5 protein-coding genes are annotated in these 10,019 nt (G+C 44.4%); 3 read left to right on the forward strand and 2 right to left on the reverse strand.

Annotation, left to right across the window (positions count from 1 at the left end; all coding sequences use genetic code 11):
• The first annotated feature begins 60 nt into the window (after positions 1–60).
• The 3 genes from KDK19_RS20745 (at position 61) to KDK19_RS20755 (ending at position 4,130) form a co-directional block, all read left to right on the forward strand.
• Positions 61–579, forward strand: a complete 519-nt coding sequence (locus tag KDK19_RS20745; RefSeq protein ID WP_257255263.1) for an ATP-binding protein — start codon at positions 61–63, stop codon at positions 577–579.
• Positions 501–1,151, forward strand: a complete 651-nt coding sequence (locus KDK19_RS20750; RefSeq protein ID WP_257255264.1) for a hypothetical protein — start codon at positions 501–503, stop codon at positions 1,149–1,151. The genes KDK19_RS20745 and KDK19_RS20750 overlap by 79 nt, the downstream gene beginning before the upstream one ends.
• A 633-nt stretch (positions 1,152–1,784) precedes the next feature.
• Positions 1,785–4,130, forward strand: coding sequence for a hypothetical protein (locus KDK19_RS20755; RefSeq protein ID WP_257292850.1), 2,346 nt, complete (start codon positions 1,785–1,787; stop codon positions 4,128–4,130).
• 113 nt (positions 4,131–4,243) lie between these two features.
• Here the strand turns inward: KDK19_RS20755 and KDK19_RS20760 are convergent, their stop codons facing one another.
• Entirely contained in the window at positions 4,244–6,337 is a 2,094-nt protein-coding gene (locus KDK19_RS20760; RefSeq protein ID WP_257292851.1) for an F-box protein, read from the reverse strand.
• 149 nt (positions 6,338–6,486) lie between these two features.
• On the reverse strand, positions 6,487–10,019 hold a 3,533-nt coding region (locus KDK19_RS20765; RefSeq protein ID WP_257292852.1), incomplete at its 5' end, for a transglutaminase domain-containing protein.

A 10,019-nucleotide genomic window follows, 5' to 3' on the forward strand; every position in this document is an offset into this window, starting at 1 on the left:
TCAATTTCTTGCAATCCTCGCTACGGACGCTTAAGTCCGACAGGCTGCTAGAGAGATACTATGAGTAACGTCAACATACAACGTGCAGTCGATCATATTCCGGCAGGCTCTGGTGTCAACGTCTACACCCCCATTATTGAATTGATGGTCAATGCGATTCAGTCCATTGAATGCACTGGCAATGATAGTGGCCTTGTACAGATTGTTGTTCATCGTGAACAACAAGACGATCTGTTAGAAAATTCCATGCTTGCTGTTTGTGGCTTTACTGTTATTGACAATGGTGTAGGGTTCGATACTGAAAATCGAAACTCTTTCGATACACTCTACTCAGACCACAAAATCACTCAGGGCGGCAAGGGGTTCGGTCGGTTTACCTGCTTAAAATATTTTCTAACGTTTAATGTCAAGAGCGTTTACAAAGAAGGTAAGGAATTTTTTTGCCGACGGTTTGAAATGGGTCGTCATAAAGACATCGTTACCTGGCTCATTATATTTCCATGCGTCGCAGTGTTATTGACATTTTTGAAAAAAGCCTGCAAACCGGTGATGATGGTAAGTACTCTTCTGAGGGTGTAGTGCATGACATTATTTTCCCCAGAAAAGGCGACAGTGACCAAACACCTTTTGAGGATCATAACCTTTGGTTAATTGATGAACGCCTCAATTTTACCGAGTACCTCTCCTCTGATATCCCTTTGGAAGGAAAGTCAGGCAGGCCAGATATTCTGGCATTTGATCACCGAATGGTTTTTCGAGGTGAGAATGAAGCCAGCAATCCTGTAACTATATTCGAGTTCAAGAGGCCACAGCGAGATGATTTTGCCAACCCATCTTCTAAGGAAGATCCTGTGCAGCAAATTATTCGCTATGTTCGCAAGCTACGTGATGGCGAGTTCACCACACCCCAGGGCAGGGAGATACAGATTAACACCAACACCCCGTTCTATGGCTATGTTATCTGTGACTTAAACAAAAAGGTGAAGACTTGGTTGGAAGAAGAAAAAGATTTCAAGCCCCTTCCAGATCGACAGGGGTACTTCCGTTGGCATGATAGTCTTAATCTCTACACTGAAGTAGTCAGTTGGGATAAGGTGTTAAAAGATGCAATGATGCGGAACCGGGTGTTCTTTCATCATCTTAGGATTTGACTTATGGAATAACCTATTGATTCGGACATTTGTCAATGATTGGCGGGAACTGCTGTATACAAAGACGGTGGTAAATTCTTTTGCCGACGTTTTGAAACGGGTCGCCATAAAGACATCGTTACTGACGACAGATATTAGGTAAATATCAGTCGGTGCGGTGAAAGGCAGATATAACCTTCAGATAGGATGAAATTTCAATTTGGAGATATGTTTCTGGTCGGTTGGTTGGATACTTATAGGCTTGAATGAGTAAGTCAGTCTCCAGAGCCTTGGTGAGAAATCGGACAACGACACATAAACTTCGTTATTGGCGAAAGAATATTTCCCCGGCACACTTGATTAATAACTAGTCTGTTACTACCTTTTTGCGAAGTTAATTGAATATTAGAATAATTAGAGAGCACTGTGGTGATCCTTGTGAATAGAATTCTTAGTACTTTTTCATGTACAGAAGTACTTGCTCAGAGTATTTAATGGTAGGTATTGAGCGTGTCCTTTCACAGGTATAGCACCAGGGGTTACTCAACAGAGATTATTCGAATTATCATAATCAAGAAATATGGTTAAAAACTGAACTTTGTTACTATGAAATTATTTATATTTTTTTTCTGTTCATTCCTGAATGTTTCCCACGTGCTAGCTTTTGGTTCGCTTTCTTTTGACTATCAGAATGTTTTAACTCCGGCACTGAATGGGAAGCTTTTTTTCAGTAAACCTCCCATTGAAAAAAACAGTACTGACAAAATGTTAGTTGATGCTTTTAAGGAAAAAAAAATAGCAGATCGGATAGACTGGAAAGACCCCTATCTTACAAGTAAAACATACAAAGTGACAAAAGAGTTTCAGGAACTCGATTACAAAAAGAATACAGGTTTTTCTAAAAAAGAAAAGGATGATTTCTACCAGCTAGCCCATGGAAAAAATGAGGGTAGCAATGGCGCAAATGTCTTGAATGTTTTTTTACCTTTATTACTTGGTACTGCTGACAATTTTTTTTTGAAAGTTAATATAAGTGACATAAACGGAATAATCAGCCTCGGTAACTCAAATAAAGAGGGAACAGCGAGTGACAAAGGTGATCGGGTACCTGAAAAAAATAGAGAGCAGACCAGGGCGGAAAGCCAACAAGCATCATCGGAAATGAAACCGGGAAAGCGCAAGAGAGGAAAAGAGCTTAACGTTGATGTACTGTTGTCACCCCGGGAGGCAGCCGGGCATTTGTTAAATACTGTTAATAAACTGGCTGAGGAGCATGGTTTATCCATCGAAAGAGTCATCGGGCATAAAAAATGGAAGACAAATGGTTATTTGCGTTTTGATAGTACTGATTATGTTACTACCAAAGAGAATGTTAAAGAAATATTTGTGGATTTTATATTGTTCACGGAAGGATTGTTAAGAGATCAGAAGTTTATTTATAGTAACGATGCTGATAAGTATCGTTCCAATCAAACAATTAGTCATAAACGAATCGAAATAATAGATTCAATATTGTCAGAAATGTTTGCTCAGCGACAAATTGAGATGTCAGATAGATATCGTCAATATTATTATCTTGGTCAGTTATTACCTGATTACCTTTATGAAAATTTCAAGGGCTCTGATGATAGTAGGGGCTATCAATTTGTTGGGCATGAGACATTTCAATTCTTTGAAAGGATGCTTTTTGGGGATGGCTATTTTTCAGAATATGACCATTTTATGAGATTTAGTGTTCGCTACAAGCGAGAACTTATTGATGAGATAAGGAAGGAAACCGTTGGATGTATAAAGTGCAAGAATTCCATTATTGCTGCCCTGAGAAGTAATCATAAGCTTAGAATGACTTTTAATGAAGAAGTCATGGGTTCGAAATTTAGAAGACGCTGGTTAGATGCTCTTAATGATATGTCTGAAAAAAAGCCAGATACAGCTGGACAGGGTATTCCACTCGACAAGCGTATTGATCTCAAATTTGGTGAAGAGTTGGAATATGATTTGATTTCTGAAGATGAACAAGGGGGCGGGTCAAGTTACTATTATCTTAATAAAGTCAATAAACATATGAAAAGATTAGGAGCAAATAAGACAGGTTATGATCCTGAAAGTTTCACTTTTGACGGTCAATTCTATGTAACTCCTTTTGTAGACTTTAGGAGATGGCTTGAGTTTAATTGTACGCCTTACCACGATGGTGACGCCGGTGCGAATAATTGTTTAGAAAAAGTATTTGAACTGGTTGACTTAATGATTAAAGATGGGCTCATAGGTTATGCCTCCGGTCACAAGCATGTCGATGCGCTCTCCGCTACGCATGGTAATCCCGGAGCTCTACTGGAATTACAGAGGGAAATTGAGAGCAATCCTTATCTAATCAGGGCATTCGGTAATAATGACCGAATTGTTAAAAATAATGAGAGTCAATGGTATAAATTGTTTTCTGATTATTCTGACATGAGAGGGTTAGCCATTGAACGGATCAATTGGATGATTGCTACGTATAATGAAAAGTTAGCTGGTTCCAATTATGAAGAAGCGAATGGTGACTGGTTAACGGATTCAGAAAAATTGGATAAGCTTAAACAGTTTTCAAAAATATATAGTCATTTTGTGCAGATGGCCCCCTTGCAACAAATGTTTGGTGAAATTGCTGATGTGATGATAGACAAATATATGGCCATATCTTTGTTGCATATTCCAGGAACTGAGGTGATCGATCCATATTCCACAATGGAGTTTCGGTTTTTCCGTTGTCCTGAAAATATGCAGGAATTAAAACTGATCAATCAGTTTTTACAAGCCTGGTTCGAATATATCCATGACCGTCGAATGAGAAATGAGCCGATTGAGGCTGTGCCTGATGATGTTAAAGCCAGCCAAGATTATACTACTGAAGAAGTTGTTCATCATACTATTCAATACTTGCGGAAACTGGGACTGAATCCTGACGACTATCATAGCTTCCTGGATAAAGTATCAAAAGGATTGAGCAGACTTTGAACACTGCAGGGGCTGCTAGAGACAGGATCATCTTTTCTTATATCAGGTGCAGCTTCCCCTTAACTTTGGCCAGCTCAAAATCAACAACATGATGGTCGCTAAGTAGGAGGTCGTCATTCCCCGTCAGCTGTCCGGGTGACTTTATCGGGCATGATCTGCCAGAGCGAAAAAAACTCTCGCCCTCTGGCATAGCCGCTGGCAGGGCTCAAACTGTGGACTTGAAGGTTGCGGCTGCAAGGGCTGAAGCGAAATTTGTAAATCCTGCCTTCTGTTTGCAAACGGGCCCTTTCCAGCCAGCTACCGTCTGCCGTCAACCCGAACAGAATCAGGCTGTGCGTAGCCGTCTTGGGAACCACAGCCAAAAGGCAACCTTCCCCATTGAAATCTGCACCTATGATGGAAAACTCAATGCGTTGATTAACCCACTCAACGGCGGCAGTTTCACCGAATGGCTGACCGAAAGGTTCAGCAAAAGGCTTACGTTGATAGAGATCAGTGTGTCCGGCAGGATCGTTACAAACAATGGTTTCACCGCTGGGACTTTTGACTACCAGGGACTCAGCCGGAAATGTTTGTGTCTCGCCCCACATTCCCGACGCTGCCTTACGCCAGATCGTTACGCTTTGATTGCAACTTCTGATGAATTCACAAGGGTCCAAAGAAAATTGAATATCACCGCCGCCGCTCCAGGGCTCCTTCTGTGCAGCTTTGTGCCATTGGTCGTCGGTTAATTCCCAGATATCAATACTTTCCGGAGTGGTGATAATCAGAAGCCGACCATCCAGGTTGAATTGAGGTTTAAGAGCGAAATATCGGGTTGGCCGGTTACAGCATTCAATGATTCTCTTTTTTTCACGCCACTGCCCTTGCGGGTCACGGGCAAAAATGACGACAAATAAATAACGCTGTTGAATATCATTGTGATGTGAATCATTGCCGACCTCCTCAAACCATGTAGCAAAATGGCGGTTATCCGGACTGAATACCACGTCAAGATCAAACTCAAAGTTGCTCACTTTTTCGCCGCTGGGCGTTTCTTTCAGATCATCAGGAGGGTCGGTAACAACAATGTCACCCGTTTGTGACCAGGAACCATCGTCTGCCCGGCTCATCACCTTGATGCGTGGTCCACTATAAAGCACAAAATGATTGCTGTCGGCACTGAACAGCCTATGACGAAGTATTGTATTAATGTTGCCTTTATTGATCCACTGCCCATCAGCCCCCCGACCGAGAATAGCAACAGCGTAGTTCATGTTAATACAGACCAGTGATCTGGCATCAGGTGACAGGTACATGCCAATGATATGCCTATCCTTACATTCAGGAAAAATCTCACCCGATGTCAGTTGTTGCTCAACCCACGAATTATTTTTGCGTTCATAGACAGACAGAAAATGCTCTTTGCCAGTGTAATTGTAACGAAACGGTACTCCCCCAATGCTCAACGCAGAGGGTTGCTCGACAAATAAAATATGGTCGGCCTGCTGATGACCATATTTGACCGGGGAATCGTGTTTGATCTCAGCTTCCCTGACCCATTGACCATCAGGACCCGGAGTCAGGATATCGCTGTAGTTATCCGCCTTCCCCTCAATGACAATGGGAATATGATCACGCAGATGATGGTTGTGGCGAACATTTAAAATGCCACTGGGTATAAGTGTCAGTGCGGCCCCATCAAGAATCTGCTGGCGCAAATGGCTGGCATAGCAGGAGTAAAAGGCCGGGCCCTGTTGTGCAGGGAAATGACGAACAGAAAATATAGACAATGTCCTGAGGTACTCAAGGAGTAGATGACTGGACTGAATGATTGCCCGACACGAAGTCTGCCTTTGGCTGGTCAGGGAGAGGAAGTGATGGACCTCTTCCAGACCGCATGACCTCAGGCGTTCGCTCATTGTCGGCGATGTTTGCCCAAAATTATTGAGATCTTCGATGGATAAATAGCTGGCGATTATCTCAAGCGCTTCCTGGGGCAGGTCAGCCCAAGGGAGGACGTGGCAAGTCATCGCCGTTGCTGAATCCGTTGAAGATACGGTTCTCGTCTTGTCAGGCACAGTAACCGCAATTGACAATGAACTGAGTTTGGGAATGACATCAGAGACCTCTGCAATGTTTGACGGTGCATCTTGCTTTGCTCTGTTGGCTGGCGCGCCAGTATCAGGAGCGGGTTCGTTTATTTTTCTGCCAATCAGACCATCCATAGCTAATCTCCCTTCTGTCATGCGGAGGACGTTACTGAAATTGTTTAATGATTCGACCTTAAGACAGAAGAAAAGTTCTATTTGGATGGTTACCCGTAACCAGTGGTCGACATCAGCGGCCCGGAAAGCTCATCATGAGCAAACGGTTATTAAGCGTCCAATGATTCATAAATCGAATTCAAATTCACGCTGCTCAAAAATTCTCCGGCAATTTTTGTCAGCTCATCGGATTTGAGTACCAGAGCGTTACTGACGTTGAGTGTCTGCTGCAAGAAAACATTGTCAACAGACTTCTCAAAATCACTAGAGGTATCAATTTCGGATATCATGGCATACAGTTCTTCTGGCGAGGATGGATTATGAGCGCCATAGTTGTTTTTAATGCTCGTGTCCTCCCCGATGGTAGCTCTGGCCCAACAGAAGGTTAAGTGACCGGCTTTAGAGTGTGTCACTTCATACAGGTAATGACTGAAGGCCTGCCGAATCGCTTGCCTGCATCTGTCTCTTAAATTATGCAAAGGCTTTGTATCCTCCCGTGACAATTTAAGGGGTTTTAAAATGGCTCTGTGCTCGTTTTCAATATCAAGCTTTTTGTTCTCATAGTCTGTCTGCTGAGCTTGATATTCCTGATTGGAACGCATTGATTTTCCATAGATTGTATGATGGAACTCACTCTTCAGATCATCCAGGGCGCAGTGAAGTTCATCTACAGCCTTGTTATATTGTTCGCTTTTTTCCAATAAATACTGTAAGTGCGGGCTGCTCTCAACTTTTCGTTGATACAGGGCTTCGACCTTTTCATTAAACGCTGTGTGGCGCCAGGAAGGTTGCCCCAGGATAATCACCGGACGCTGGTTCGCTTTGCCCGAGTTTAACTTTGGAAACGCAGGTTGATGCACCAGCATTCGTTCTATATTCGGAATGCCTCCGGGTTGGTCCGTCCAGGTGTTCTGTATAGATGAGATGGTCATACTACCTTCAAGGAATGACGAAAACCCATCATGACCATGAGTGACGAACAAAGTGTCGCCTTTTCTCTTTTGGAAGTCTTTATACGCCAACTGCCACACCTGGCTATTTTTTTCTTTGGAGAAGAATTCCCTGTACCATTTTTTCAGACAATGGGCGGCTTTATCCTTCAGTTCATCGACACGGGTCAGACGCACCAATAGACTATGATGTTCATCAGCCTCCATAATGTGGCTCTTGTAGGTCGCCAGTGGATCCAGCCAACCCGATTCCAGAGCTTCAATGGCAAAGTGAATAACCGAAGGTATGGCTAAGTTACGGTATTTAAGTATATTTTGCATTGAGCGCAACCACTCGAGAGGGCTTGCTCCGGCCTCAACAACCAGTTTTGAATGGAGTAACTTGAGCTGTTCTGTGACCCGATCTTCGTCACTTTCGTATAATATTTTTCTTACTGCCTCTGACATGGGTTTAACAATACGACAATCGTCTTCAATGATTACAGCGCCGACCAATGCCATCACATCCTTGCCCAATGCTTTTGTCTCCAGCAACTCTATGATTGAGACACCCATGGCAAAACTGGTTAAATCTTTTTGCAGCCAAAGGTTCCTTACCATTTCGGCAATACTTAAATGGGTTTCCGGCAATGCGCTATTTGTCTCAAGGGCTTTTTTCAGTTCCTCAGGACTCACATCACAGGCTTTGGCCAGGGTTTGCTGTTGTAATGAATCAGCCCCTTTCAGGAGAGTCTTAATCTTTCTCGTCTCAGTACTGGAAGCACTGACCATTTTGGTAGGCTGGAATTCGGGTGTAATTTCTGTTTTCCGTACTGGTGCTCCGTCCAAATCTACTGACTCCCAGGTTTGGCCTCCATCCACAGAATACTCGGCAAAGCAGTGTCCAGCGTTATCAATTTGCCGACATGAAATCCCGAAATAACGACAAAAAGCAATGAAAACAGGCACGCGATGGCGACAGCTCCCTTGCCTTTGTGTTACGAGGAATTTGAAGAAATTCTTATGCTTCTCTGGTTTAGCCTTGCCGGTGAACTTCCGGCAATAGTTCGTGATCGTCTCAATTCGTTGCGTCGTGCCTCGCGCCTTTTTTAAGGCCCGCAAAAACCTCCGTACTTTGGATGATGGTTGTTCGGCAATGTTGTCAAACAGGCTGTTCAAAACTGTTTTCATACCTTCTGAACAACGGGTGTCAGGATGCGTTGATCGTTTTGGCCGGGCTTCTTTAGCAGGCGTTTTTTTGCCCGGTTTTCTGGTTTCCAGGACATAAACACACCGAATACTCTGTTCAGCGTCAGCTGCCGGAACAGACAGTGTGTGAAGCCCGGTATATCGATCCCTGATCAGCGTAAATGCCAAATCGGGTTCTATACGCAGGGCCACGATGTAGTCGTTAGCCGTCAGGCTGGGCAATGCATATTGGCCATCGTCCGATGAGATGTCCAAGGTTGCCAGCGTTTGATCGCTGGCTAATGTCAGCTCCTGTCCATGTTCTGGTAGCCGGGTGGGCATGAGGCTTTCGACTCCATGAATGTGTTGATCTACCAAATCGATCAGTTCGACACTACCCTCAGCAGAGACATCAATATCCCTGGCCCACTGGCGATGCATATGGGATGGATGGTTCCGGGTCTCAAAAATTTTATAAGCGCTAACTTGTGGCGTCTCCTCGTTCTCGTAGTTCGTTTCCCAATCCAATGTCATGGCCTGTTTTTCTTGGACTTGTGGGGTGTATTCTCCAGACTCGTCAACCCAATGGTTCAGCAGATCATTCATCTGATGCCAGAACGCAGTCCACCATTTAGCGCCATGGGCGTTCCATGCTTCTATGCGCTTATCAGCCTCCCGAAGATAAGGTTGGGAAGCTGGCATTTTCAACGTTAGTTTCTGTTCTTTCGTCAGGGAGAATAAGCCATTAGCGTCCATGCCCACCTGGCCAAATTCATGATCAAACCAGCGTTGCTGCCAGTGTCGGTAAAGTGCCTGGGTGAGAATATCGTCCGACTCGTCCGGATTCAGGGAAAGACCCGACGCCTGCCATCTGGCCTCAGCCACTCTCTTGATAATTTCTGTTCTGGCTTCCTCTTCATTCAGATCCGCCTTAACACGAATTTCATGGCGTTTTTCATCGATACTGTTGAAATCACTGCGGCGTACCAACCACGGACGATCAATGCCCGATACCGTTTGGTTGAACCATTCGCAAAGTCCAGAATCAAGCGCACTGTTATTCACGACAAGAGTTGATGACTCTGGCAGTGCTTCCAGCGATGTTTTTGCGGCCATCAGGTAAAGCCGATAGTGCTGATTGAGGCATTGATGAAGTCCGTTTTCGCTAAAATCGCCTCCCCGGATGACGGCCCTGGCCACATTCTGTAAATCAAGGCTGGTCGGCTGCAACGGCAGTTTTTTCCGTTGCAGGTAAGCCCTCAAACGACAATGTTCCTTAGTCAGCTGTTCAGCCAGAATTTTCCCCTGCGGGTTCTTTGGCAACACTTTCTCGGCAATGGTTTGCAATTCTGCCGGACTGTACTGCCGAATAGGCAAATGCCGGAAACGCCCTTTCAGCGCCGGTGATAATGGTTTTCGCCCGCTGTACTCGGGTGGGTTGATGGTGGCGAACAGGTGGAAACCGGGATGAGCGTCACCGGCCAGAATATCGTTTAACTCTCCTTCCAGATGCTGGCTGTCGATCA

Source organism: Endozoicomonas sp. ONNA1, assembly GCF_024606325.1.
Taxonomy (GTDB): Bacteria; Pseudomonadota; Gammaproteobacteria; order Pseudomonadales; family Endozoicomonadaceae; genus Endozoicomonas_A.